The organism is Candidatus Phytoplasma meliae (genome assembly GCF_016876135.2).
Map to the genome: position 1 here is coordinate 102820 of NZ_JACAOD020000001.1, position 25198 is coordinate 128017.

General features: G+C 26.0%; 25 protein-coding genes. 19 read left to right on the forward strand and 6 right to left on the reverse strand.

The window, feature by feature from the left end:
* Positions 1-263 precede the first annotated feature (263 nt).
* The 7 genes from plsY to CHTY_RS00610 all read left to right on the forward strand — a co-directional run bounded on the left by plsY (position 264) and on the right by CHTY_RS00610 (position 7230).
* The gene (plsY, locus tag CHTY_RS00580; protein WP_203551989.1) at positions 264-968 is read left to right on the forward strand and encodes a glycerol-3-phosphate 1-O-acyltransferase PlsY; all 705 of its coding nucleotides are present in this window, start codon (positions 264-266) and stop codon (positions 966-968) included.
* Between the two features lie 186 nt (positions 969-1154).
* Entirely contained in the window at positions 1155-3185 is a 2031-nt protein-coding gene (gene ligA / locus CHTY_RS00585; RefSeq protein WP_203551990.1) for an NAD-dependent DNA ligase LigA, read from the forward strand.
* A gap of 21 nt (positions 3186-3206) precedes the next feature.
* Positions 3207-4169 (forward strand): DNA-binding protein WhiA, encoded by a 963-nt coding sequence (gene whiA, locus CHTY_RS00590; protein WP_203551991.1) that lies wholly within the window; start codon positions 3207-3209, stop codon positions 4167-4169.
* The gene (locus tag CHTY_RS00595; protein WP_246454051.1) at positions 4166-4603 is read left to right on the forward strand and encodes a holo-ACP synthase; all 438 of its coding nucleotides are present in this window, start codon (positions 4166-4168) and stop codon (positions 4601-4603) included. The genes whiA and CHTY_RS00595 overlap by 4 nt, the downstream gene beginning before the upstream one ends.
* Positions 4604-4718: 115 nt before the next feature.
* A complete protein-coding gene (locus CHTY_RS00600) occupies positions 4719-6080 on the forward strand; it encodes an FAD-dependent oxidoreductase (protein ID WP_203551992.1) in 1362 nt (453 codons plus the stop codon).
* Positions 6081-6208: 128 nt separating this feature from the next.
* Positions 6209-6820: a superoxide dismutase gene (locus CHTY_RS00605; protein ID WP_203551993.1), complete on the forward strand. Its 612-nt coding sequence runs from the start codon at positions 6209-6211 to the stop codon at positions 6818-6820.
* A 5-nt stretch (positions 6821-6825) separates the two neighbouring features.
* The gene (locus CHTY_RS00610; RefSeq protein ID WP_203551994.1) at positions 6826-7230 is read left to right on the forward strand and encodes a transcription antitermination protein NusB; all 405 of its coding nucleotides are present in this window, start codon (positions 6826-6828) and stop codon (positions 7228-7230) included.
* Between the two features lie 225 nt (positions 7231-7455).
* On the opposite strand, the gene CHTY_RS00615 is transcribed toward CHTY_RS00610, so the two are convergent.
* A complete protein-coding gene (locus tag CHTY_RS00615; protein WP_203551995.1) occupies positions 7456-7800 on the reverse strand; it encodes a hypothetical protein in 345 nt (114 codons plus the stop codon).
* Between the two features lie 227 nt (positions 7801-8027).
* Positions 8028-8783, reverse strand: coding sequence for a hypothetical protein (locus CHTY_RS00620; protein WP_203551996.1), 756 nt, complete (start codon positions 8781-8783; stop codon positions 8028-8030).
* A gap of 397 nt (positions 8784-9180) precedes the next feature.
* On the opposite strand from CHTY_RS00620, the gene rpsT reads away from it, so the two are divergent.
* The 10 genes from rpsT to CHTY_RS00670 all read left to right on the forward strand — a co-directional run bounded on the left by rpsT (position 9181) and on the right by CHTY_RS00670 (position 16256).
* Positions 9181-9441, forward strand: a complete 261-nt coding sequence (rpsT, locus tag CHTY_RS00625) for a 30S ribosomal protein S20 (protein WP_203551997.1) — start codon at positions 9181-9183, stop codon at positions 9439-9441.
* Positions 9442-9506: 65 nt separating this feature from the next.
* Complete coding sequence (locus CHTY_RS00630; protein ID WP_203551998.1) at positions 9507-9761, forward strand: hypothetical protein; 255 nt, start codon at positions 9507-9509, stop codon at positions 9759-9761.
* 477 nt (positions 9762-10238) lie between these two features.
* A complete protein-coding gene (serS, locus tag CHTY_RS00635) occupies positions 10239-11516 on the forward strand; it encodes a serine--tRNA ligase (protein WP_203551999.1) in 1278 nt (425 codons plus the stop codon).
* Positions 11517-11577: 61 nt separating this feature from the next.
* Positions 11578-11907, forward strand: coding sequence for a hypothetical protein (locus tag CHTY_RS00640; RefSeq protein WP_203552000.1), 330 nt, complete (start codon positions 11578-11580; stop codon positions 11905-11907).
* Between the two features lie 104 nt (positions 11908-12011).
* Positions 12012-12992: an oxygen-dependent tRNA uridine(34) hydroxylase TrhO gene (gene trhO, locus CHTY_RS00645; protein ID WP_203552001.1), complete on the forward strand. Its 981-nt coding sequence runs from the start codon at positions 12012-12014 to the stop codon at positions 12990-12992.
* Between the two features lie 157 nt (positions 12993-13149).
* Positions 13150-13467: a 50S ribosomal protein L21 gene (rplU, locus tag CHTY_RS00650; RefSeq protein WP_203552002.1), complete on the forward strand. Its 318-nt coding sequence runs from the start codon at positions 13150-13152 to the stop codon at positions 13465-13467.
* 4 nt (positions 13468-13471) lie between these two features.
* Complete coding sequence (locus CHTY_RS00655) at positions 13472-13819, forward strand: ribosomal-processing cysteine protease Prp (protein WP_203552003.1); 348 nt, start codon at positions 13472-13474, stop codon at positions 13817-13819.
* A gap of 4 nt (positions 13820-13823) precedes the next feature.
* Positions 13824-14105, forward strand: coding sequence for a 50S ribosomal protein L27 (gene rpmA, locus CHTY_RS00660; RefSeq protein WP_203552004.1), 282 nt, complete (start codon positions 13824-13826; stop codon positions 14103-14105).
* 38 nt (positions 14106-14143) lie between these two features.
* On the forward strand, positions 14144-15397 hold the full coding sequence (obgE, locus tag CHTY_RS00665) for a GTPase ObgE (protein WP_203552005.1): 1254 nt from the start codon (positions 14144-14146) through the stop codon (positions 15395-15397).
* Between the two features lie 250 nt (positions 15398-15647).
* Complete coding sequence (locus CHTY_RS00670) at positions 15648-16256, forward strand: hypothetical protein (RefSeq protein ID WP_203552006.1); 609 nt, start codon at positions 15648-15650, stop codon at positions 16254-16256.
* Positions 16257-16323: 67 nt separating this feature from the next.
* Here CHTY_RS00670 and ribF read toward each other — a convergent pair whose 3' ends face one another.
* Positions 16324-17232, reverse strand: a complete 909-nt coding sequence (ribF, locus tag CHTY_RS00675) for a riboflavin biosynthesis protein RibF (protein ID WP_203552007.1) — start codon at positions 17230-17232, stop codon at positions 16324-16326.
* 208 nt (positions 17233-17440) lie between these two features.
* Between ribF and uvrC the strand changes: the two genes are divergently transcribed.
* Both uvrC and uvrB read left to right on the forward strand, forming a co-directional pair.
* Positions 17441-19234 carry an excinuclease ABC subunit UvrC gene (gene uvrC / locus CHTY_RS00680; RefSeq protein WP_203552008.1) on the forward strand — a complete coding sequence of 598 codons (1794 nt, stop codon included), beginning with the start codon at positions 17441-17443 and terminating at the stop codon, positions 19232-19234.
* Positions 19235-19289: 55 nt separating this feature from the next.
* On the forward strand, positions 19290-21260 hold the full coding sequence (uvrB, locus tag CHTY_RS00685; protein WP_420887592.1) for an excinuclease ABC subunit UvrB: 1971 nt from the start codon (positions 19290-19292) through the stop codon (positions 21258-21260).
* A gap of 65 nt (positions 21261-21325) precedes the next feature.
* Here uvrB and topA read toward each other — a convergent pair whose 3' ends face one another.
* Genes topA through CHTY_RS00700 form a run of 3 tightly spaced genes read right to left on the reverse strand, consistent with a single transcriptional unit; the run spans position 21326 to position 25049 of the window.
* On the reverse strand, positions 21326-23284 hold the full coding sequence (topA, locus tag CHTY_RS00690) for a type I DNA topoisomerase (protein WP_203552010.1): 1959 nt from the start codon (positions 23282-23284) through the stop codon (positions 21326-21328).
* A gap of 28 nt (positions 23285-23312) precedes the next feature.
* Positions 23313-24242 (reverse strand): ribosome biogenesis GTPase YlqF, encoded by a 930-nt coding sequence (gene ylqF / locus CHTY_RS00695; protein WP_203552011.1) that lies wholly within the window; start codon positions 24240-24242, stop codon positions 23313-23315.
* Between the two features lie 48 nt (positions 24243-24290).
* Entirely contained in the window at positions 24291-25049 is a 759-nt protein-coding gene (locus CHTY_RS00700; RefSeq protein WP_203552012.1) for a hypothetical protein, read from the reverse strand.
* Positions 25050-25198: the final 149 nt, after the last annotated feature.

Below are 25198 nucleotides of genomic sequence, written 5' to 3' on the forward strand. Positions count from 1 at the left end.
AGAAAAATGCTTGTTTTTAAGATAAAAAAGGAGATATGTTATTAAAAAGCATCTCATAAAAAATAATCACACTCCATCTCAAATACTCAAATCAAAAAAACTAATGATTATGGTACAATATTATTGATTCTTTATTTATGAATAATATCAAAAAAAGTTCAAGATACTATTAAATTTTATAATTTCATCTTTTTAAAAGATTTATTTATTCAAACAATGAATGATATTTTAACACTTATCAAATTTACAAAGGATTAAAAAATATGGACAGCTTACAAATAATCACTTTATTTATCTTATTTTATCTTTTAGGATCTATTCCTTCAGGATTAATTATTGGTAAAATAGTACAAAAAAAGGACTTACGTTATACTGGTTCAGGCAATATTGGAGCCACTAATGCTTCTAGAATATTAGGTAAAAAATGGGGTATTTTAGTTTTTATATTTGACTTTCTGAAAGGATTTTTTCCAGCCATCATTTGTCTTAAATCAGATTGTTTTAAAAATTATCATGGCCCCAGCCCCTTTAATAATAAAGATATTACTATTTCTCTTTTAATGATTGCCCCTATTATAGGACATATGTTTTCTCTTTTTAATCGTTTTAAGGGAGGCAAAGCAATTGCTACTTCAGTAGGTGTTATTACTGCTATTAATCCTTTAATAGGATTTTATGGAATTGCGTTATTTCTTCTTTTTTTAAAACTTTCTGGTTACGCTTCCTTATCGGCTTTAATTGCTACTATTTTAGTTAACTTATTACTTTGGCTTAGCCTTTATTTACAAATTACATCAATAACTAGTTATAATCACACAACAAACTGTATTAATGAAGTAACATTATATATTGCTATAGGAATTGTTACTTTAATTATCATCTTAAAACATCATTCTAATATCATCCGTCTTTGGCAAGGAAAAGAAAATAAATTTTACAACAAGAATAAACCAAATAAATTAAAATAAATAAAATGACTGATTAACTATCAAAACCATCAATCATCAACTATTTATGGCAACTAACAATAAACATGTCAATATAATAAAATACAATAAATACGATAATAAACGAAATTTTAAAACAACTCCCATTTCTTTATCATAAATATCATATTAAAGAATAATAAAAGAATAATTAAAAGGTAACATTTAATGCCACATTTAAATAACATTGAGCAAAAGATTAAATTTTTAATCAAACAAATCAATCAAGCAAATTATCAATATTATAATTTAAGTAACCCCGAAATTAACGATCAACAATATGATGCTTTATTAAAGCAATTAATCACATTGGAACAAAAATATCCGCAATATCAATTTCCTTATAGCCCGACATTAAAAATAGGCGGCTTTATCGAAAAAAAATTTAAAACAGTAAAACATCTCACCCCCATGATGTCTTTAGCTAATGCTTTTAATTTAGAAGAATTACAAAATTTTTATAATCGTATTTGTAAAATCAAGCCTACTTTTACTTTATTAACTGAATTAAAAATTGATGGCGTAGCTGTTAGTTTAAAGTATGAAAAAGGAATTTTAACACAAGCATTAACAAGGGGTAACGGTATTTTAGGAGAAGATATCACAAGAAATATCCAAACCATTAAAACTGTTCCTTTAAAACTAAACCAAGCAATTGATTTAGAAGTTAGAGGAGAAGTATATTTATCTTATCAAGCTTTTGAAAAATTAAACGAACAACGTAAGAAAGAAACAAAACCTCTTTTTGTAAACCCTCGTAATGCAGCTTCAGGAACTTTAAGACAACTAAATTCCACTATTGTGGCTCAAAGAAATTTATCAATTTTTATTTATAACATCACAAACCCTTATTTAATCAAAAAGACTCAAAAAGAAGCTTTAGAATTTTTAATTTCTTTAGGGTTTACAGTCAATCCTCATTATCATTTAGCTTCTTCATTTCAAGAATTAATCGCTAACATTAAAAATTATCAATCTTTAAAAGAAAAGCTTCCATATGATGCCGATGGCATTGTCATTAAAATTAACGAACTTGAACTTCATTCTTTAATTGGAGCAACTTCTAAAGTTCCTAAATGGGCGATTGCTTATAAATTTGAAACTAAAAGTAGCCAAAGTATTGTTCAAAATATTATTTTTCAATTAGGACGAACTGGTGTCATTACTCCTGTTTGCGAAATTATGCCAGTTATGGTTGATGGTAGTTTAATTTCTAAAGTTGTTTTACATAATTATGATTATATTTGTAAAAAAGATATTCGTATTGGCGATCATATTAAAATTCACAAAGCAGGATCTGTTATTCCTGAAATATTAGAAGTTATCAAAAGCAAACGCAACAAGCAACCAAAAACCCTCATGATTTCACAATGTCCTTATTGTTTAACTAATTTAATCAAAAAAGAAGGAGAAGTCGATTATTTTTGTCTTAATGACAATTGTTATCAACAAAAAATTCAAAAATTAATTCATTATGTGTCAAAAAATGCCATGGATATTGATGTTTTAGGAGAACAAACCATTATTACTTTGTTTAATCAAAATTTAATCAAACAGCCATCAGATTTATATTTATTACATAATCACGTCAACATTATCAAAACAATTCCTGGATTTGGCGAAAAAAAAATTAACAAAATTTTAAAAGGGGTAGAAGCAAGCAAAAACAAATCTTTAGAAAACGCCTTATTTGCTTTAGGAATTAAACACATTGGTATTAAAATAGCACAAGTTTTAGCAAATAACTTCAAAACCATAAATAAGATCATCACAGCTTCTTTTACCACTTTAACCAATATCGAAGAAATAGGTGATAAAATTGCCGAAAGCCTACAACAATATTTTAGTAACCCTAATCATTTAGAAGAAATTACCAAAATGCAAAATTTAGGAGTTGCTTTTAAAAGCAACAACACCCAAAAACAATTTGAACATAATTTATTTACTCATAAAAAAATTGTTTTCACAGGAACTCTTGAACAATATAATCGTTTTGAAATTACTAAAACATTAAAAAATATGGGAGCCATTATTGTTAATTCTCTTTCTTCTCAAACTGATTATCTAATAGTTGGTAACAATGCTGGTTCTAAATTAACCAAAGCAAAACAATTAAAAATAGCTATTATAGAAGAAAACCAACTTCAAACTTTATTAAAAGAAAATCAAATCACAAAAAACAATAACAAACTCAAATAATAAATCACAAAAGAGGCACTTATGTCTTTTACTATCGATATCAAAGAAGAAATAACTTTTCAACAATTTTCTTCTTTCGAAAATTTTTTTGAATTAACTGCTTTATTGCATTTTGGTTGTGAAGTAGAAAAAAACCATGAAAAAACCATTTTATGGTTTAAAACCAAAAACCTCAAAATTGCAAGAAGATTTTTAATCTTAATTAAAGCTTTTTATCCTAATACCAATTCTTTTTTAATGACTAGCAAAGAGTACAATCTACCTCATTTAAAAAGTATTCATATAGGAATTGAAAAAGAAATTGCTATTATTTTAAAAAAACATAATTTATTATTCCAAAACCAAAATACAATCTTTACTCAATTAAAAACTAATTCAAAAGCCAAACAAGCTTATTTAAGAGGAAGTTTTTTTTGTATCGGCCATGTCAACGATCCTCAAAAAAATAGTTCTCATTTAGAATTTTTTCATAAAGATATTATCAAAATTCAATTAATCCAAAAAATAATGCTTTCTTTAAATTTTAACGCTAAAATAATTCAACATAAAAAAGGTTTTTTGGTTTATTTAAAAGAATCTCAAATGATTATTGATTTTTTAAGATTAATTGGGGCTTTGGAAATGGTCTTTCAATATGAAAAAATCATCATTAACAAAGAATTTCAACAAAATATTAAATCAACTATTAATTTTGAAATTTCAAACGAACAAAAAATTATCAATACCTCCAACAAACAATTAAAACAAATTAATTTAGTCGAAAAGCAAATCAAAACAATTCCTAAAAATGAAAAAATACTTCAAATTATCCAATTAAGAAAAAAATATCCTGATTTAAGTCTGAAAGAATTAACCCAAAAATATAACCAAAGATATAATCCTAAAATAACCAAATCAGGATTAAATTATTATTTTCAAAAAATTAAAGAAATAAGTGCCCACTTAAAACCAAATCCCACAAACACAAATGAACAAAACGAATGAAAACAAAAAATATCCAAAAAAACACACATTGGAAAGAAAATATGCAAATGAACGTCCCCAACATTGGTATTGATTTAGTAGAAATCAACAAAATTAAAAAAATAGGAATACAAATTTTAGCTCCTAGAATCTTATCTTTATCAGAAAATCAAATTTATCTTACTTTTAAAAATAGTCAACGTCAATTAGATTTTTTAGCAGGAAGATGGGCAGCCAAAGAAGCCCTTTTTAAAGCTTTTAAAACGACAAAAAATCTGAATTTCGTCAACCCTCATTATCGTGAATGGTCTATTCTCACCGATCAAAACGGCGCTCCCTATCTAGCCAACCCTAACCCCAAACACCAAGTCTTACTTTCCATCACTCATACTTCCAACTATGCTTTAGCTTTAGCGATGGTCTACGAAAATCTTTTATCAAAGGAACAAACCTAAAAGTAAAAAATATTAAATTGTTTCTTAAAGTTATCTCTTTTTATTGTATAATTAGATGTGTGTAGAAAAAAATCTTGAAATAAAAGAAATTTAAAAGGAGTTTTATAACAAAATTATGAAAGTTATAATCATTGGTTGTACTCATGCAGGAACTGCTGCTGCCAAAACTATGAAAAAAAACAACCCTCAAACCGACATTTTAGTTTACGAAAGAAATGATAATATTTCCTTTCTTTCTTGTGGAATCGCTTTATATGTGGGCGGCGTGGTCAAAGATAGTCGTGGGCTTTTTTATTCTAACCCTGATGAATTAGTAAATATGGGAATAACGACCAAATTAAAACATGAAGTCTTAAAAGTAGATTTTAATAAAAAAGAAGTAATAGTTAAAAACTTAACTACTAATGAAGAATTTACAGATACTTACGATAAATTAGTCATTGCTGCTGGTTCTTGGCCTGTTATTCCGCCAATTGAAGGAATTAAAAGCAAAAATGTTTTATTATCTAAAAATTTTGACAATGCCAAAGATATTATTGCATATAGCAAAAAGGTTAACAAAATAACTGTTGTAGGTGCTGGTTATATTGGAATCGAATTAGCAGAAGCTTTTGCTTTGCGCAACAAAGAAGTTATTTTAATCGATGGCGAACCTCGTATTATGTCTAAATACTTAGATAAAGAATTTACTGATTTAGCACAACAAGAATTAACTAAACACGGAGTAAAATTGGCTTTAGGCCAAAGAATAGCTGGTTTTACCACCAAAGATGATTTAGTCACACGTGTTAAAACAGATAAAGATTCTTTTGAAACTGAAATGGTAATTATGTGCATTAGTTTTAAACCAAATACTCATTTATTTGCTCAAGACTTAAAAACATCTCCTAATGGAGCTTTAGTAGTTAACGAATATATGCAAACTTCTAATCCAGATGTTTATGCTTGTGGTGACTGTGTTAATGTTTATTATAACCCTAACAGCGAAGTTAAATATATGCCTTTAGCTACTAACGCTATTAGAATGGGGACACTTGTTGGTTTAAACATTGAAAAACAACAAGTTAAATATTTAGGAACTCAAGGAACCAGTGGCATTAAAATTATTGATTTAAATATTTCTTCCACTGGGCTAACAGAAACAGTTGCTAAAGATCTAGGTAAAAACTATGAAACCGTTACTATCAAAGACGCTAATAGACCTGAATTTATGCCAGATTATGACACTGTTACTTTGAAATTAGTTTTTGATAAAGGTTCTCATAAAATTTTAGGTGGCCAAATTGTTTCTCGCCTTGATTTAACAGAAAAAATAAACACTTTAAGTGTTTGTATTCAAAACAATATGACCATCGAACAATTAGCTTTTGTTGATTTCTTTTTCCAACCTCATTTCAACAAACCTTGGAGTTTGTTAAACTTAGCAGGCCTTAAAGCTTTAGATAAAAGTCAATCAAAAAATTTATTAACTAATTAATGCTTCAACTTATTTTCATTTAATATAAACATTGTTTGTTGTTATCGCAGACACAAACAATGTTTTTTATTAAAACAAACTAACAAAAAAACAATTCAACTCATTTATATTTCAAGGAGGAAAACTAGATGAACTTTACTTTACCAAAACTTCATTTTCAATACAACGATCTAGAACCATTTTTTGATCAAAAAACTATGGAAATTCACCATACCAAACACCATCAAACCTATATTAATAATCTTAATGAAGCATTAACAAAATATCCTAAAATTGATTTAACTTTAGAACAAATGCTTACCAATTTAACTTTAATTCCTGAAGATATCCGCCAAAAAGTCCGCAATAACGGTGGTGGTCACTTTAATCATACTTTTTTTTGGAAAATTTTAAAATTAAATCATGGAGCGGGTCCACAAAGAAAATTAAAAGAAATGATTACAACGACTTTTGGTTCTATCGAATCTTTCAAAAACTCTTTTAGTGCGACCGCTAAAACTATTTTTGGTAGCGGTTGGGCTTGGCTAATCTTAGATCCACAAGGACGTTTAACAATTGCTCAAACCACTAATCAAGATGTAGTTTTAAACCAAGGAACTCCTCTTTTAGGGTTAGATGTTTGGGAACACGCTTATTATTTAAGTTATCAAAACAGAAGAATTGATTATATTGAAGCTTTTTTTAATGTTTTAAATTGGCAACAAATTGAAACTAATTTACTTCAAGCCTCTCAAAAATAATCACCATGAATAATCAAAAGAAAAAAGAATCGAGATTATTACGCATTGAAATAATTAAATTATTATATCAATATGATTTTTATGAAAATAATTTACCTTTTTTGTCTCAAGAATCTGAAATAGTCAGTAATGTATTTCATAAAATTATTGCTAAATTAAAATTGATTGATAACATCATTATTAAAAATTTATATAATTACAAAATAAATCGTTTAAACAAAGTTGATAAGGCCATCATTCGTTTAGCTACTTTTGAATTATTAGAAAAAGATGTTCCTTATGCAATCGTTATTGATGAAGCTGTTGAATTAACCAAGAAATTTTGTAATTTAAACGACGAAAAACAGCATAAATTTAATAATAAATTATTAGATAAAATTAATAAAGAGTTACAAATTACATCCAATTAATTAACTATTTTTCATCGTTTTACTAAAAAAAGAGACTTTAAGCAGTCTCTTTTTGAATATAGATAGATCAATAATTAATAAATTTAGGATAAATATTTACTAATAGTTTAATATACTAAATGTAATTAGAGTGTTTTTTTGTTTAAATTATGAAAAAAAGTACACTTTTAAACTTTTTTTAGTAAAATTAATAAGAAAATGTCAATTTTGATTCTACTTTATTTTTTAAATTAATTTAAACTCTTTGAACTTATGTTGCAGTTGTGTTAATTCTGCAATAAAACCATTAAGTTCTTTTTCTAATGAATCATGATGATAAATAAGTTCATTAATAAATTTATTTTTAGTAAAAAAATTTTTTTTAGTAAAATCTAATTCATCATTCCTTTGAGAAATTGAATTAATTTTGAATTCAGCTTGTTGTTTTAAAACAGAGTTATCAAGACCAATCATAGATAATTGAATATCTTTTATTTGTGAATTTATAATCATTCTTTTGTTAACTAAATTTTTTAATTTCTTTTTATCGTTTAACCCTAATACATTGCCAACGCTATTCCAAAAACCCATTTTATAAACCCCCTTTTGATTATTTTTATCTAAAAATATTCAATAAATATTTTCATATTTATTGAATTAATCTTCACCAGCAATTGTTAAAACGCCAAACTATTACCAGTAGGTTTAACACCAAAAATAAATTGATGTTTTTAAATCGTGGACAAGTTGTTGAAATAATATGCCTAATAACTTATTAAATATGGTGAATAGTATAAAAACTTAATCTTAAAAACAAATTATTTTTTAGAACGAATTGACGCTGATGAACGCAACTTATTCTTTGATAAACGTGATTTTTTTTCCTGCTGCAATGAAAACCATTTATTTTTAATTAAAGTTAATACATAAGCCAAGGCGTAAACTAACACCGATAAAACTAAAACCATTAATAAAAGATAAGGATATCCTTGGTGAGGATGAATGCGAAAAATACCTGGTTTACGAGGATCAATAAAATCATAAGGATAAGAAGCGCTATGATTTAATAAACCCTTAATTAAAAAGAATGTAAAATAAGATAAAGGGTGAATTAAACACATATATACTTGAGATACAGAAATAGCTTTCAGATTGTTCCCAAAGTAAAATAATGTGTATAAAATAGGAATAACAGTGTGTTTATAGTGAATTGTTGTTTGATTCATATTACAAGTAAATTTTGTAATTTCTTGACTGTCAAGAATAATATGGTTAACAAGGAAAGTGAACAAAATGCTGATCAAAGCAATAAAAGATAAATAGATAAAGTATTTTTTATTTCTTAAAGGAGTGAAAAATAATATCATCACAACCAAAACTAAAATATTACTTTCAGATGTAAAAAGATAAATTAAACTACGTAATTCTTGTTTTTTAGAGCATATATCATATATATGATATCCAAAAACTATCATAGTGATAAGTGTTAAAACCAAAGCAAATATTATTTTTAAAAAACTATCAGATGAATGTTTTAAAAATATTTTCCTAAATGAGGAAGATTTATAATTCATAAATATTAAACTTCTTTCTATTAGATTTTATTTACCTTTATCAATGAACATTCATTTTGATAACTTTTTTGCATTTAATCTAAATACAAAACTTATTCAACTTACTGATTAATTAAAACATTAAACAAACACCAAACACTAATTAATAATATAACATAAAATCATATTTTGTATTAAATAAAATAATTTTTTGCATAAATACATCATCCCGTTGATCTAATTTACTCAAATTCCCAACTTTTAAAAATATATTTTCAAGAGAATTCTATCTAAAAAAAGAAGAGATCAAGAAACTTGTTTTTTGATATAATTTTTGATATAATTTTTATTAGAGTTATTAATGTTTATTAATAATTAATTATCATAAAAAATATAGTAATGGGAGAATAAAAAAATAATGGCTAATATCAAACAACAAATAAAACGCAATAAAACCAATGAAAAGCGTCGTCTAAGAAACCTTTCTTTTTCATCATCTGTCAAAACAGTTATCAAACAAGTTAAAGGTGCAGTGGCTGGCGCTGACAAAACTAAAGCTTTATCTTTGTTAAGTTATGCTTACAAAAAATTAGATAAAGGTGTAGCTAAAAGAGTTTATCATGCAAATTATGCCGCTAGAAATAAATCAATTTTGCAAAAACTAGTTAATACTGTTTAAATTTTAAATCGTAAATTAAAAATCACAATTTTAATAAAAACCAATTGAAGGGGAAATAAAAAATAATGGCGAATAATAAAAACAACAAGACTGACAATAAGACTAATAAAAATAAAATTAACTCAAATAAAAAAGTTATCAAAAATAATATAACTGTTCCTAAAAAAAATGTTAAAACTACTGTTAAAATACCACTAAACGTTAATGCAAAGCCAAAAAATAAAAAATTAATAATTATACTTGCATCAATAGTTATTATTGTTATAGTTATCTTGTTATTTATTTTCAAAGATAAAATACTATCACTATTTTCAAGATAGTAATTCAATAATTATCTGTTAACAATCAAAAAGAAAAATTATGAAAAATAAAAGATGGATTTTTTTATCCAAATATCTTAATTTATAATTAGTAAAATTGGCAAAAATTGATAATAATCATCATTTTTTAATATCTTGGTTAGTTCATAAATTAAAATGTAAATATTAAATATCAAGTAGAAAAAAGCACTCAATAACAAAAAAACATAAAACCATAAATAAAAATAAAAAACCTAAAAATTGACTTTTTTAGAAAAACCTAAAAGAAATAATAAAAAAGTTATTTTGTTTTATAAATAAAACAACTAATTAACCTATGTTACTATGTTACAGTTGAAAAAGTTGCAAAAATATAAATTACTAATATTTTTTATAATTGCTTTTGATAACTAACTAAAAAAACATATTTACTTTTTATTTTTTCAAAAGTCAATCAAAACACAAAAAAGAAATTTTTTCAAATAAAAGAGACATTATATGTTAGATTTAAATTTTACTGTTGCAAATTTGCCATCAATTATCAAAAAGTTACAAAAAAGAAACCAAAACTTTGATTATTTGAAAAAATTACCTTTTTTATCATCTCAAAGGAAATCTTTGCTTTTGCAAATTCAACAGTTAAGAAGTCAAAAAAATCAATTAGCTAAAACTGTTGCTCAAAAAGCTAAAGAAAATCACAAAGAATTATCACTTTTTTTAGCAAAAAATAATTTTTTACGCGATAACTTGCAAAAATTAGAAAATCAATTAAAACTTATAGAAGCAGAAATTTTTGATATTTTAAGCAATACTCCCAATATCCCACATGATTCTTTACCGATAGGAAAAGACGATACAACTAATCAAGAATTATATCGCCAAGGAGTAATTCGTCATTTTGATTTTGACATTAAAGATCATGTTGCTTTAGCTGAAAAATTAGATATTTTTGATTTCCAAAGAGCCACTAAAATAACAGGTAGTCGTTTTGTTGTTTGCAAAGGGTTAGGAGCTCGTTTAGAACGTTCTCTTATTCAATTTATGATGGATGTACACAGTCAAAAAGGATATCAAGAAATTATTCCACCTTATATTGTTAATGAAAAGTCAATGTTTTCAACAGGACAATTGCCAAAATTCAAAGATGAAGTCTATCAAATATTACATCATAAACATGATTTGTATTTGAATCCAACAGCCGAAGTCCCAACTATTAATTTACATCGTGATGAAATTTTTAAAACTTCATCCTTACCACTGAAATATGTATCTTATACAACTGCTTTTCGCCAAGAAGCTGGTTCTGCTGGAAAAGATACTCGTGGTATTTTTCGACAACATCAATTTAATAAAGTTGAACTAATTCAATTTTCTCATCCTCAAAATTCCTATCTTTGTTTAGAACAAATGTTAAAAGATGCTGAATCAATTTTGCAATTACTTCGCCTTCCTTATCGAGTAGTTTTATTATCTACAGGTGATCTCGGTTTTAGTATGGCTAAAACTTATGATTTAGAAGTTTTTTTACCAAGTTCTAATTGTTATCGTGAAATTGGCTCAATTAGTAATTCCGAAGACTTTCAAGCCCGTCGTGCTAATATTAAATTACACAATGAAGAAATTAATAAAAAGGAGTATCTTCATATTTTAAATGGATCTGGTTTAGCTATTGGACGAACAATAATTGCTATTTTAGAAAATTACCAAAATAAAAATGGCACTATTCGAGTTCCTCAAGTTTTAATTCCTTATTTAAAAACTGATATCATTAAATAATTTTGATTATTTCAATAATTGTATATCATATTATTAAATCAAATAACAAGGATTATCCAATATGGAAATTAAAAATATTTATTTATCTCCTCGAAAAGAACAAACTTTCAATCAACAAATTGCTTGTTATATTAAAAAGCATATCCATCCATCATTTTGGGGTATTGTTTCACGTTATCCTTGTTATAATTCCGAAACTATCGCCACTTACCCCTGTCTTTTATGTCGCATCAAAGACTCTCCTTTAGGATTATTAGGAGTTTACTTTGACAACGGACAAAGAGATCCTTCATTTAAAGGTGAAATTAAATATAATTTATCAGATTTAAAAAAAATGTCTAATGGTGCTCAAAACATGTATATTTTTTGGAAATCTAATTCTCAAACATAATTCTTTATCTTATTTTAAATTTTAATTATATTTCCCATCATCCAATAAGTTTAACAATTATAAAATTTTTTAATACTCAATGGAAATGAGGCATAAATCTTTTTATGACCAATAACACAATAACAAATTATGTACAAAAATTAACACCTAAGGATCAATATCAAGCTATTTTATATTATCACTATACTAAACTTCAAGATATTGTTTCTTTTCATAAACAACATTTTCAATATTGTCAAAAATTAGGTCTTTTAGGACGAATTATCCTTTCTGAAGAAGGGATTAATGGAACTTTATCAGGAATCGTTAAAAACATTCAAACCTACATGAATGATTTAAAAAAGGACTCCCGATTTAGTGATATTGTTTTTAAGATATCCTCAATTAACGCTCATATTTTTCCTCGACTTTCTGTTAAAGTTAAAAAAGAATTAGTAAATCTTAATTTAAAAGAAGATATAAATATTTTAAAAAATAGAGGAAAATACCTCAAACCTCAAGCATTTTATCAAGCAATGCAAGAAGAAAATGTTCTTATTTTAGACGCTAGAAATTATTATGAATATGATTTAGGTCATTTTCGTAACGCTTATAATCCTAAAATTAAAAATTTTCGCGATTTACCAACTTGGGTTGAACAAAATACCAAATTACTTCAAAACAAAAAAATTTTGACCTATTGCACTGGTGGTGTACGTTGTGAAAAATTTTCATCTTTCCTTGAAAAAAAAGGTTTTAACGAAGTATATCAACTAGAAGGTGGAATTATTTCTTACAGCCAAAACCCTCAAACTCAAGGTGCTTTATGGAATGGACAAATGTATGTCTTTGATCAAAGAATCGCCCTCCCTGTTAATCAAAAAGAACATATTATCGTAGGCAAAGATTATTTTGATCAAACTCCTTGTGAACGTTATATTAACTGTTCTAACCCTCAATGTAATAAACAAATTTTATGTCATGAATCAAATGAACATAAATATTTAGGAGCTTGTTGTCAAAAATGTCGTTTACATCCTAAAAATAGATATCTTTTAAAACAACAAAATCAATCATTATCAAAAAATAAAATGTCTATTTCTTAATAGATATGTTATAATATTATTTGATTGTTATTTATTTTTTAACTTTGATTCTTGTAATATATCATTGAAATATCATTAAATAATAAAATTATTTTACAACAATCATCAACTATTATTTTAATTATTGGGAAATCAAAATTTTTAAGGAGGTATTTACATGTTTGCAATTATAAAAACTGGTGGCAAACAATTTCGTGTTTACGAAGGACAAGAAATTTTTGTTGAAAAATTAACAGTACAACCTCAACAAAATTATGAATTTCAAGAAGTTTTGGCTATCGGCAATAAAGAAGGTAAAGATATAATCTTAGGTCGCCCTTATATTGCTAATGCTAAAGTTCAAGCCGAAGTTATTAAAAACGATCGCGCCAAAAAAATTATTGTTTTTAAATATAAAAAAAGAAAAAAATATCGCTCTAAACAAGGCCACAGACAGGCTTACACTAAACTTTTAATTACTAAAATAGTTGTTTAAAGTTATGATTCATTATTCTTTTCGCAAAAAAGATAATCATCAAATCATTGCTGTTGAAATTTTAGGACATGCTAACTACGCTCCTAAGGGTTTGGATATTGTATGTGCTTCCGTTTCAACTGCTATCATTGTTACTCTTAATTCTTTAGAAATTTTAGGTTATCAAAAGGACATTTCTTATGTCTTGCAAGAAAATTTTTTTCATTTAGATGTTCTTTCGTTTCACAACAAAAACCTTTTACTTTTATTGGATAATTTAGAATATACTTTAGATAATTTAAACACTCAATATCAAAAACATTTCCAAAAATATCTTAACAGTTCCATTTCCCACAAGAAAAAGGAGATTTAATTAAATGTTATTACAATTACAAATTCAACTTTTCGCTTCTAAAAAAGGAGCAGGTTCCACTAGAAATGGACGCGATTCCCATTCGAAAAGACTAGGTGCTAAACTTTCTGATGGACAATATGCCAAAGCAGGTTCAATCATTTATCGTCAAAGAGGAACCAAAATTCACCCTGGTTTCAATGTTGGCATCGGTGGAGATGATACTTTATTTGCTAAAATTAGTGGCATCATTAAATACGAAAAAAAAAGCGGTAACCGTAAAAAAGTTTCTGTTTACATTCAATAATTTTTTCTAAATTTATTTTACGAAAGAAGGTATTGAATTTGAATTTCGTTGATGAAGCTTTTAATGAAGTTTTTGGTGGTAATGGTGGTAATGGCATCGTCGCTTTCAGAAGAGAAAAATATGTAGCTTTTGGAGGCCCTGCTGGTGGTAATGGTGGTAATGGAGGCTCTGTCATCTTTATCGGAGATCAAGGAGAAACCACTTTATTAAAATTAAAATATCAAAAACATCTAAAAGCTGCTAATGGTGTTAATGGGAAAAACAAAAGTCAAAATGGCGCCAATGCTCCTGATCTTTATATTAAAGTTCCTTTGGGAACCGTTTTTTATACCCTTGATAATTGTTTTTTAGGAGAAATTTTACATCACCAAGAAACTTTAGTTGTTGCTAAAGGAGGCAAAGGCGGACGCGGAAATAAATCTTTAGCCACTTTCAAAAATAAAGCTCCTGGTTACGCTGAAAAAGGCGATTTAGGACAACACTTGAAAATCAAAATAAAGCTTAAAGTTTTAGCTGATATTGGGTTAATAGGTTTTCCAAGTGTTGGTAAATCGTCTTTAATTTCTTTTATTTCCAAAGCTCAACCCAAGATAGCATCTTATCCTTTCACCACCCTTTACCCTAATTTAGGAGTAGTTGAAGTAAATGGTTTTAGTTTTATTGTTGCCGACTTACCGGGTTTGATCACAAATGCTCACTTAGGTCAAGGAATGGGTATACAATTTTTAAAACATATTGAAAGATGTCGTATATTAATTCATATTTTAAGCATGGAAAGTTCTGATCCTTATCAGGATTTTAAAAACTTAAACCAAGAACTAAAACATTATAGTCCTCAACTTTTACTCAAAAAACAAATTATTGTAGCTAATAAAATGGATTTAACCAATGCTCAAGATAAATTTCATCATTTACAAAAAAAACTCCCTGATCATTTAGTTATCCCTCTTTCTTTAGTTTCTTTTCAAAATTTAGAAAAATTAAAATATGAAATGAGTTCTTTGCTTCAAAAAACACCTTTTGAAACTAAACCTAATAATCATTTTAAAACTTACACCCTCCCTCCTTCTCTTAATGATTTTGTTATCACAAAAGAAAGTGAAAAACTTTTTACCATTTCAGGGAAACAAATAGAAATATTTTTTCATCGTACAGACTTTAACAACGATGAAGCCGTAAAAAGATTTAATCATTTATTAAAAAAAATGGGAGTTGAAGAAATTTTGAAAAAAAAAGGGGCTCAACCAGGAGATCAAGTCAAAATTTGTAATTATTTTTTTGATTTCTTTTAATTAATGCTATTTTTTAATAATAAAAATTAAATCAAGACTCTAAGCATTAATTAGAGTCTATTTTTGTATTTATTAAACTATAATGTTAAAAAAATCACTTACTTGCCAAAAATCAAAAAATAAATATAATACATAACAAGGGCACATAACGCAACACTAAAATAATATAATTAAATACTTTTTTAATAACTACTTATTGATTTTTACTATTTTTCGTTTTATTTTTAAAAACAAAAGAGAACATAGGTATATGAAAAAATCATTAAAAGAAAAATTATTAAAATTAATTACTGCATTAATCTTACCATTATTGCAAATTTATTTGATATCTTATTTTAAAATACAACATAATGAACGCATGTATATGTATAAAGAATTAGAAGCAAGAATTACAACAACCAAAAAAACTATTGAAGAACAAGAAAATAATCTTTTAAAATTAATTAAACATCATAACCCCTTATTACCAAAAGATAAAAATGATCTACAACATATATGCTATATGTACGAACAATGCACAAAAAAAAGAGAAAATTTGAAACAAGAAAGAGAGGAATTAGATAAAACCGATCAAAAAGTTTTAAATAGTCGTAATAAATATTTTTTAGTAACTATCATTGTTCCTTTTATGGTTATTTTTTGTAATTTTTGGATTAATAAATTTAACAATACTTTAGCTAAAAAAAAAATTTTAGTTATTGTAATGGCTTTAATAATCATTGGATCTATTATCCTTATAGAATTTACCGAAATTAAACGATTGTTGTCTCATCATCCACAAGAAAACATAGACATAGGGGATAGCAATGTGGAATTAAAAGAACAAATTGACACCATACAAACAAAATTAAAGCAATAAAGAACCATCTTTGATTTTTATTTAATATCATTAAAACCCTATCGATATACAACATTACAACATTGATTTATCCCTTATATAATAAATTTTTAGTCATAAAAATATCTTTTTTAATTTGATCTATTAATTCACTAACATAAGTAAATTGTTTTTCTTTTCTTAAAAAAGCTATAAACTCTATATCTATAATTTGATCATATAATTCTTTTGAAACATCATGTATAAAAACTTCTAAAATATTGTATTGGTCTTTTTCAAAAGTAGGACGTTTACCAAGATTAGCTGTTCCTAAATACCTTTCCCCTCCTAAAATCACAAAAACCGCATAAACCCCTTCATGAGGCAATAAATAATCAAAACAATATAAATTAACAGTGGGGAACCCTAAAATACGACCTCTTTGTTTTCCAGAAATAACTTTACCCTTAACCAAATAAGGTCTCCCCAAATAAAAATTAGCTTGATCAACCCTCCCTTTATTTAAAAGATTTTTAATATAAGTAGTAGATAATTTATATTGATGATCATTTATTTTAAAATAATCATCAATCAAGCAAACTTCAAATTCTTTTATTAAATCTCGATAACTTCCTTTTCTTTGATAACCAAAACGGGCTTCTTTAGTAATAACAATTCTTCGAACATTGTTTTGTTTTAAAACTTTAATAAAATTATCTTTAGTTAAAGTTGCTAAAGTTCGATTCCAATTCCATAAAAAAAGATAATTAATTCCCAAAAGACGATAAAAATCTATTTTTTGTGCCAAAGAAGTTAAAAATAATTCTTTTTTTTGCTGAAAAAAAGACTTTGAATTAGGGATGAAATTAATTAAAGCACTTTTGGTATCCACAAAAGAAATTATTTTATTTAAAATTTGTTGATGGCCTAAATGAAGTCCATCAAAATCACCAAAAGCTAAAGTTAAAGGTTCGCACCCTTTTAAACTAGAAAATAATGAAAAATCAATAATTTTCATATTATGGTTATATTTTCTAAAAATTTAACATTTATTCTTTGTATATTCAAGTTTTATACCCCTTTGTAATTATTGCATTTTTATTGTTTTTAAAAAGATAAATTCTTACATTGTAAATCATTTTCAAAAATAATTTCAATTTTGATATAATAATAGTAAAGTTTATTTATAAAATAATTTATTAAAAAATGGAGATGGTTTTTAAGAAATGTCGTTTCTTTTAGAAAAAATTAAAAATTTACCTTCTCATTCTGGTTGTTATCTTTTTAAAAATAAAAATAATACTATTATTTACATCGGCAAAGCTAAAAACTTAAAAAAACGAGTGCGAAGTTATTTCACCAAAAGACATAACAAAAAAACCACTTTACTTATTCAAGAAACTAAAGATTTTTTATATATTATTACCAATAACGAACAAGAAGCTCTAATTTTAGAATCTAATTTAATCAAAAAACATACTCCTAAATATAATTTCAAACTTTTAGATGATAAAAATTATCCCTATATTGAAATTACTAAGGAAAAACACCCTGAATTAAAAATTACACATTTTAAAAAAATCCCTCAAGGAAAAATCCTTTTTGGACCTTATCCTAATCTTAAAAGCGTCAAAACTACCTTAAATTTGTTACATCTTTTGTATCCTTTAAGAAGGTGTTCAGTTAATTCCAAAAAACCTTGTCTTTATTTTCATATCAACCAATGTTTAGGGTCTTGCACAGGGGAAACAATTGATTATCAACCCAACATTAATGCTATTATTAATTTTTTAAAAGGGGATACCAAAAATATTTTAAATAAATTAAATAAATTAATGCACAAAGCTAGCGAAAAAACGCTTTATGAGAAAGCCAAAGAATATCAAGATACTATTGCACACATTCAAACCACCACTAAAAAACAAATTATCAACAACCAAAAAATAATAAATTGTGATGTTTTAGCATATGCGTTCAATCAAGATCAAATTGCTATTCAAATTTTAAAAATACAACAAGGAGATATTGTAGATTCTTATCATAGTGTTTTTTCTTATATCGGTTATCCTCAAGAAAATATTAACACTTATCTTCATTTTTATTATCAAAACAAACTTAAGCCTGAATTGATTATTACAGGAATAAACGATTTTACAAATAAAGATCTAATACAAAATAAAGAAACACAAGAATCCATTTATTCCCCCCCCAAATTATTAGCAAATATATTAAAAACTAAAATTGTAATTGCACAAAGAGGAAATAAAAAAAAATTATATTTATTAGCTTTAAAAAATGCTCAAAATGATTTGGAACAGAATAACTTTGTTTATCAAATAAAAAACGAAAAGCAACAACAAGCTTTAAATGAATTATCACTTATTTTTAATAAAGATATCCAAAGAATTGATGTTTTTGATAATTCACAATTGTTTGGTCAAGCTTTTGTTTCAGGGAGGATTGTTTTTTCTAATTTTCATTTTGAAAAAAAACTTTATCGTACTTTTCATATTCAAAATAATCTCCCTAATGAATATAACGTTTTTGAAGAAATTTTAACTAGATGTTATGGGAAAAAGGAAAAAAGGGATAACGAAAAACCTGATTTAATTTTAGTTGATGGCGGATTTCTACAATTAAAAAAAAGTTTCGAAACTTTAAACCAACTTGATATCAAAATTCCCTTAGGAAGTTTGCAAAAAAACAAAAAACATCAATTAGAAAATCTTATAACAATGCATAATAAAATTGGTTTGTCGCAAAATCCACCATTATTTCAATTTTTACAGAAATTAAGTAAAGAAGTACATCGTTTTACTATTAAGTTCCATCATAAAACCAAACATAAACTCGACTATTGTACAAATTTATCAAAAATCCCAGGAATTGGTTTAAAGCGCCAAAAAATAATATTAAATCATTTTTCAAGTTTAGATGATATCAAACAAGCTTCTTGGGAAGAATTTCAAAAATTAGGAATTGCTAAAAAAATATTTCACGCTATTAAAAAACATTTATAAATAAATTTTAATATTCAAATAAACGGCAGCAAAATAAAAAAACAAGAAGGGGGTTATGCGCATGAATACTTTCAAATTGAAAACTACTTTCAAACCTAGTGGAGATCAACCATCAGCTATTCAAAAATTAATGCAAGGTTTTAATCAAGGTTTCCAAGAACAAATCCTTTTAGGGGCAACCGGAACAGGAAAAACTTTTACTATTGCCAACATTATTCAACATTTACAACAAAAAACTTTAGTAATTGCTCATAATAAAACTTTAGCAGGACAACTTTACAACGAATTAAAAGAAATGTTTCCTCACAATCAAGTAGAATACTTCATTTCTTATTATGATTATTATCAACCCGAAGCATACATGGCTTCAAGCGATACTTACATTGAAAAAGATTCTCAAATTAATGATAAAATTGATCAATTGCGTCATAATGCTGTTACTTCTTTGTTAAGTCGAGATGATGTTATTGTAGTTGCTTCAGTTTCATGTATTTATGGAATAGGAGATTTAAAAGATTATCAAAAAGCAACTCTATTACTAAAAATAGGAGATATATACGAAAGAAAAGCATTCTTGCGAAAATTAATAGAAATGAAATTCCAAAGAAATGAAATTAATTTTCATAGAGGAACTTTTAGAATAAGGGGAGATATTGTTGAAATTATTCCATCATCTAACAAAGAAATTGGGATTCGTGTTATTTTTTTTGGCGAAGAAATAGAAAATATTCAACAATTTACACTTTTAAATGGGAAAACAATTAACAACCTTAAAACTTTTAACATCTTTCCTGCAAGTCTTTATGCAGTTAACAACGAAAAAATAAAAGAAAGCATCAAAAGAATTCGCCAAGAATTAAAAGAACAAATAACACATTTTGAAAAAGAAAATAATCTTTTAGCAGCTCAAAAAATTAAAACGCGCACTTTAAAAGATTTAGAATTATTGCAAGAAATAGGATATTGCAATGGAGTTGAAAATTATTCAAGACATTTAGCATTGAAAGCAAAGGGAGAACCGCCATCTACTTTAATAGATTTCTTTGGCAAAGATTTTTTAACTATTGTAGACGAATCACATGTTACTATTCCTCAAATTAAAGGGATGTATTTTGGGGATTTTGCTCGTAAATCTAATTTAGTCAATTACGGTTTTAGACTTCCTAGTGCCTTAGATAACAGACCTTTAAAATTTAAAGAGTTTGAAAATAAAATAGATAAAATGATCTATCTTTCAGCAACTCCAGGAGATTATGAATTGGCTAAAAAAATACCTATTATAGAACAAATTATTCGCCCTACTTTCATTCTTGATCCAGAAATCGAAGTAAAAAACACTAACAACCAAATGGATGATCTTTATTTTGAAATAAAAGCGCGAATTAAAAAAAAACAAAGAGTTTTAATCACCACTTTAACAATTAATATGAGTGAAAATTTAACCACTTATCTTCAAGAATTAGGAATTAAAATAACTTATTTACATAGCGAAATCAAATCATTACAAAGACTTAAAATTTTAACAGACTTAAGAAAGGGTAAATATGATTGTTTAATAGGGGTTAACCTTTTAAGAGAAGGATTGGATTTACCTGAAGTTGCTTTAATAGTTATTTTAGACGCCGATAAGCAAGGTTTTTTAAGAAATGCAAGAAGTCTCATCCAAACAATAGGGAGAGCTGCACGAAATATCGATGGAAAAGTTATTATGTATGCTGATAAAATTACTAATTCTATGCAAATTGCTATCCAAGAAACAACAAGAAGAAGAAGAATACAACAAACTTATAATCAAAAGCATCAATTAACTCCAATCGCTGTTAAAAAAAACATTATAGAAAACGTTGATTTAACAGCAAAAAATGTTTCTTTAGAAAAACAAAAAATAGAAAAAAATGTTACAAATGTCAAAGAGGAAATCAAGAAATTAAAAAAATTAATGCAACAAGCAGCTAAAAACCTTGATTTTGATCAAGCGATTTCTTTAAGAGAGTTGGTTTTAAAATTAGAAAAAATAAATCAATAGGTTCTGGTAAATATCAACAATAAAAAAATAAAATAATTATCAAAACGCTACCAAACATAAGATAATTATTTTTTTATTTTAGCAGTATTTTTGCATTCAGGGAAACGACTACATCCCAAAAAATCACCATAACGTCCTTTTTTAATCCATAAAGGGGATTGACATAAATTACATTTTTGATCAGTTTCAATAGATTTTGGTTTTTCTATTTTTGCATTTTCCAATTTAAGTTTTACTTTGTCTTTCAAAGGAAAAGCATATTTGCATTCAGGGAAGCGACTACATCCCAAAAAATCACCATAACGTCCTTTTTTAATCCATAAAGGGGATTGACATAAATTACATTTTTGATCAGTTTCAATAGGTTTTGGTTTTGTTATTTTTTGATCAGCTATTCGATAAAGATTGTCAAATTTTTGGTAAAATTGTTGCAATAATTGTTTATTATCGACTTTTCCAGAAGAAATTTGTTCTAATTCTTCTTCCATTTGAGCTGTATATTTAATATCAATTATTTGTTGAAAAAATAAGTTTAAATTTTTCATAGTTAAAATACCTTGCTCAGTTGGTTGAAAACGTTTTTCTACTAAGTCAACATAAAGTCTTTTTTTGAGAGTGAAAATAATTTGTGAATAAGTAGAAGGACGTCCTATATTAAGTTTTTCTAAAGTTTTAATTAAAGTAGCTTCTGAAAAACGAGCCGGAGGAGTGGTAAATTTGCGTACATCTTGAATTTCTTCAGGAAAATAATTGTCATTCAAATTAAAAACTGGAATCACTTTATCTTTCGTGTTATCTGGACAAACTTTTTGATAACCATCAAATATTTGAATCATTCCTTCTGTTAAAAAACAATAGTTATCGACATTAAAAAAAACTTGATTTTTTTGAAAAATAGCTGGTTTCATTAAACTTGATAAGGATCTTTTGTAAATAAGATCATAAAGTTTATATTCATATTTATCCAAATAAAGCTTTAAACTTTCGGGAGTTTTTTGTAAATCAGTAGGCCTGATTGCTTCATGAGCATCCTGGGATTGGTTTTTTTTATTTTCTTGATAGACCCCTAAATATTCCAAACCATAATCGTTTTTAATTAATTTTTGAGCATTTTTAACAAATAACTTAGAAAATCTTGTGGAATCAGTTCTCATATAAGTAATCAAACCTATTGATTCTCCGCAAATATTAATCCCTTCATAAAGCTTTTGTGCAACCCTCATAGTTTGGTTAGATGTCATATTAAGGGTATTAATAGCTTCTTGTTGCAAAGTAGAAGTAATTAAAGGTTTTTTAGGGTTTTTAAATATTTCTTTTTGTTGTATTTTTTTAACTATAAAAGGTTTTTCTTTGATGTTTTCCATAATTTGCAAAGCTTCTAAAGCTTTAATCTTTTCATTTTTAGGACTTTGATATTCGGCTTGAAATCCTTTAAAAAAAGCAGTAATAAGATGGTATTCTTCGGGAATAAAAGATTGTATTTTCTCTTCTAAATCGACAATTAATTTCAAAGCTACTGATTGAACTCTTCCTGCTGATTGAGATTTTAGTTTTCTTACCAAACGTGATAATTTAAAACCAATAATGCGGTCTAGCATTCTTCTTGTTTCTTGAGAAAACACCAAAAATTCATCAATAATTCTAGGATTTTGACAAGCTTTTAAGACCACTTCTTTGGTAATTTCTCGAAAAATAATTCTATTTTTGCTTTTTGAATCCAAATTTAAAACTTGCGATAAATGCCAAGCAATTGCTTCACCTTCGCGATCAGGATCTGTCGCCAAAAAAACTTCTTTATTTTTAGTTTCGCGAATTAAAGTCTCAACTATGGATTTTTTCTCTTTAATAATTTCATATTTAGGAACAAAACCGTTTTTAATATCAATACCAAGTCTATCTTTCCCTGATAAAGATAAATCTCTAATATGCCCTTTAGAAGATAAAATTTCCACTTTATTATCAAAAAAGCGGCTTAAAGTTTTAATTTTAGCAGGTGATTCTACTATAATAACTTTTAGTTTCATATTCTTTAGTCCCTTATATTTTTTGAAATTAAATCATTTTCGTTAATTGGTTTTGATTTTTAAAAAAATGATCTAATAAGGGTAAAATATCTAAATCAAAATTAATTTTACCCAAACGACCTTCCCTTATTTCTTGCAAAATAACTTGGTATACTTTCTTTTCATCAATTTTTTGATTACAAATATAAAAATTTCTTTTTTTTCCGATCAGATCAATTAAATTATCATTTTGAATGTCATTTTGATCCAACATCGATAAATCAAATCTTTTGATTAAATTATTCAAATAATGTTTTTTTAAATAATTTAAGGCGCATTCTCCTAATGTTTCTAAAGGCAAAACTGAATCTTTAAAAGAACCTGATAAAGCCAAAGATAAACTAATGGTTTTATCATAAAAACGATGATATAAAACCCCTGGAGTGTCTAAAAATTGAATATTGGGGTGTAAAGTTTTAATCCATTGAGTTTTTTTGGTGGTTCCTGCTGCATTAGCAGTCTTTAAAACTTTTTTACCAACAAAACCATTAATTAAAGTTGATTTCCCCACATTAGGCATCCCAACTATCATCATTTTGATATTTGGTTTGTTTGCAAAAACACTTTTTTTTAATTTAAAACAGGGATTTGGAGTTTGGATTATTTTAAGAGCTTGTTTATATATGGCAAAATTTTTATTTTTTTTAATAGCGTCTATTTTTAAAACCGATATTTTATTTTGGAAATAATAATCCAAAAAAGGTTGAATTTTTTGAGAATCAGTTAAAGAAAATTTATTTAACAAAAATAAAAAAGGTTTTTGATAAGTTTTTATTAAAGATAAAAGTTTAAAATTAATACTAGAAAAAGGGGTTCTGGCATCTAACATCAATAAAACTATATCAACTAAAGATAAATTTTGTTGGATTTGATCAAAAGTTTTTTTCATATGACCAGGGAACCAATTAAACGTTTTCATTTGATTAATCCTTCTTTTTTTAAAATCCCATAATTTTGAATTTATCTTTTATTTTTTGCCATTATTTGTGTTTGTCATTGATTCTAAAACTTCTTGTAATTCTTTTTCAATATCGCCTTCATTATTAAAAATCTTTTTGCTATAAATTTTATAAAACTCTTCTCCTGTGATGCCAATTAAAGATATTCCTATTTTAATAAAAATTAATTCTAAAGGTTTATCAAAAATAACTTTTTTAATCCAATGAAAGGGATTGATAAAGTTTTTAATGTTATTAAAAGTATTTGTAATTTTTTTAACTTTTTGTACTTTTTGTAAAATATTTTTATTAACAATAGTTTCTCTAATGACAAATATTCTTTTTAAAGTCATTTTACGAAATAAAATTAAAATTTTATTTTGAAAGATGCTATCAATTCTTTGATTAATGTAAAGCATCAAAACTAAACTTTCATCAATGGTTAATTCTAAATAAGGATATTGAGAATTGGGATAAAATTGTTTAACGATTTCTAAAATTAATTCTTTAACAGACATCAACAATAAATTTCCGAAATTATCTTTATCTTGTTTCATTTTGGTTTTAAAAAAATGTTTTTTGTTTTCAATTAACTGTATTATAACTTTTTCATCGACGTCGGACTTTTCCGGTTTGCTGTGAGCAAAATTTTGTCGAACTTTGCGTAAAGAAAGATAACAATAAAAAACGCCAAAAAAAATAAATCCACTCACAAAACCAAAAAAATAACTTAAAAAGAAGGTAAATTGTCTACTTATATCAATAAAAGATTTCCAAAATGATGACACAATATTCCATTTCCTTTGTTTTCTTTTTAACTTTTATAAAGCAAATTTTCATTTACATAATTTAAAAACATAAATCAATAAAAAGGGCGTTACTCTAAAAATAAAGGTTTATAATAAATATTATAATCATATAATCAAATTATGTGCAT

What these genes read in the sequence shown, in the direction of transcription:
- whiA (WP_203551991.1), top strand. Translation starts at nt 3,207, where the DNA reads ATGTCTTTTACTATCGATATCAAAGAAGAAATAACTTTTCAACAATTT.
- uvrB (WP_420887592.1), top strand. Translation starts at nt 19,290, where the DNA reads ATGCGCATGAATACTTTCAAATTGAAAACTACTTTCAAACCTAGTGGA.
- rpsT (WP_203551997.1), top strand. Translation starts at nt 9,181, where the DNA reads ATGGCTAATATCAAACAACAAATAAAACGCAATAAAACCAATGAAAAG.
- trhO (WP_203552001.1), top strand. Translation starts at nt 12,012, where the DNA reads ATGACCAATAACACAATAACAAATTATGTACAAAAATTAACACCTAAG.
- ylqF (WP_203552011.1), bottom strand. Translation starts at nt 24,242, where the DNA reads ATGAAAACGTTTAATTGGTTCCCTGGTCATATGAAAAAAACTTTTGAT.
- CHTY_RS00655 (WP_203552003.1), top strand. Translation starts at nt 13,472, where the DNA reads ATGATTCATTATTCTTTTCGCAAAAAAGATAATCATCAAATCATTGCT.
- CHTY_RS00600 (WP_203551992.1), top strand. Translation starts at nt 4,719, where the DNA reads ATGAAAGTTATAATCATTGGTTGTACTCATGCAGGAACTGCTGCTGCC.
- CHTY_RS00605 (WP_203551993.1), top strand. Translation starts at nt 6,209, where the DNA reads ATGAACTTTACTTTACCAAAACTTCATTTTCAATACAACGATCTAGAA.
- ribF (WP_203552007.1), bottom strand. Translation starts at nt 17,232, where the DNA reads ATGAAAATTATTGATTTTTCATTATTTTCTAGTTTAAAAGGGTGCGAA.
- ligA (WP_203551990.1), top strand. Translation starts at nt 1,155, where the DNA reads ATGCCACATTTAAATAACATTGAGCAAAAGATTAAATTTTTAATCAAA.
- CHTY_RS00640 (WP_203552000.1), top strand. Translation starts at nt 11,578, where the DNA reads ATGGAAATTAAAAATATTTATTTATCTCCTCGAAAAGAACAAACTTTC.
- CHTY_RS00620 (WP_203551996.1), bottom strand. Translation starts at nt 8,783, where the DNA reads ATGAATTATAAATCTTCCTCATTTAGGAAAATATTTTTAAAACATTCA.
- plsY (WP_203551989.1), top strand. Translation starts at nt 264, where the DNA reads ATGGACAGCTTACAAATAATCACTTTATTTATCTTATTTTATCTTTTA.
- CHTY_RS00610 (WP_203551994.1), top strand. Translation starts at nt 6,826, where the DNA reads ATGAATAATCAAAAGAAAAAAGAATCGAGATTATTACGCATTGAAATA.
- rplU (WP_203552002.1), top strand. Translation starts at nt 13,150, where the DNA reads ATGTTTGCAATTATAAAAACTGGTGGCAAACAATTTCGTGTTTACGAA.
- CHTY_RS00615 (WP_203551995.1), bottom strand. Translation starts at nt 7,800, where the DNA reads ATGGGTTTTTGGAATAGCGTTGGCAATGTATTAGGGTTAAACGATAAA.
- rpmA (WP_203552004.1), top strand. Translation starts at nt 13,824, where the DNA reads ATGTTATTACAATTACAAATTCAACTTTTCGCTTCTAAAAAAGGAGCA.
- CHTY_RS00630 (WP_203551998.1), top strand. Translation starts at nt 9,507, where the DNA reads ATGGCGAATAATAAAAACAACAAGACTGACAATAAGACTAATAAAAAT.
- CHTY_RS00670 (WP_203552006.1), top strand. Translation starts at nt 15,648, where the DNA reads ATGAAAAAATCATTAAAAGAAAAATTATTAAAATTAATTACTGCATTA.
- CHTY_RS00595 (WP_246454051.1), top strand. Translation starts at nt 4,166, where the DNA reads ATGAAAACAAAAAATATCCAAAAAAACACACATTGGAAAGAAAATATG.
- serS (WP_203551999.1), top strand. Translation starts at nt 10,239, where the DNA reads ATGTTAGATTTAAATTTTACTGTTGCAAATTTGCCATCAATTATCAAA.
- uvrC (WP_203552008.1), top strand. Translation starts at nt 17,441, where the DNA reads ATGTCGTTTCTTTTAGAAAAAATTAAAAATTTACCTTCTCATTCTGGT.
- topA (WP_203552010.1), bottom strand. Translation starts at nt 23,284, where the DNA reads ATGAAACTAAAAGTTATTATAGTAGAATCACCTGCTAAAATTAAAACT.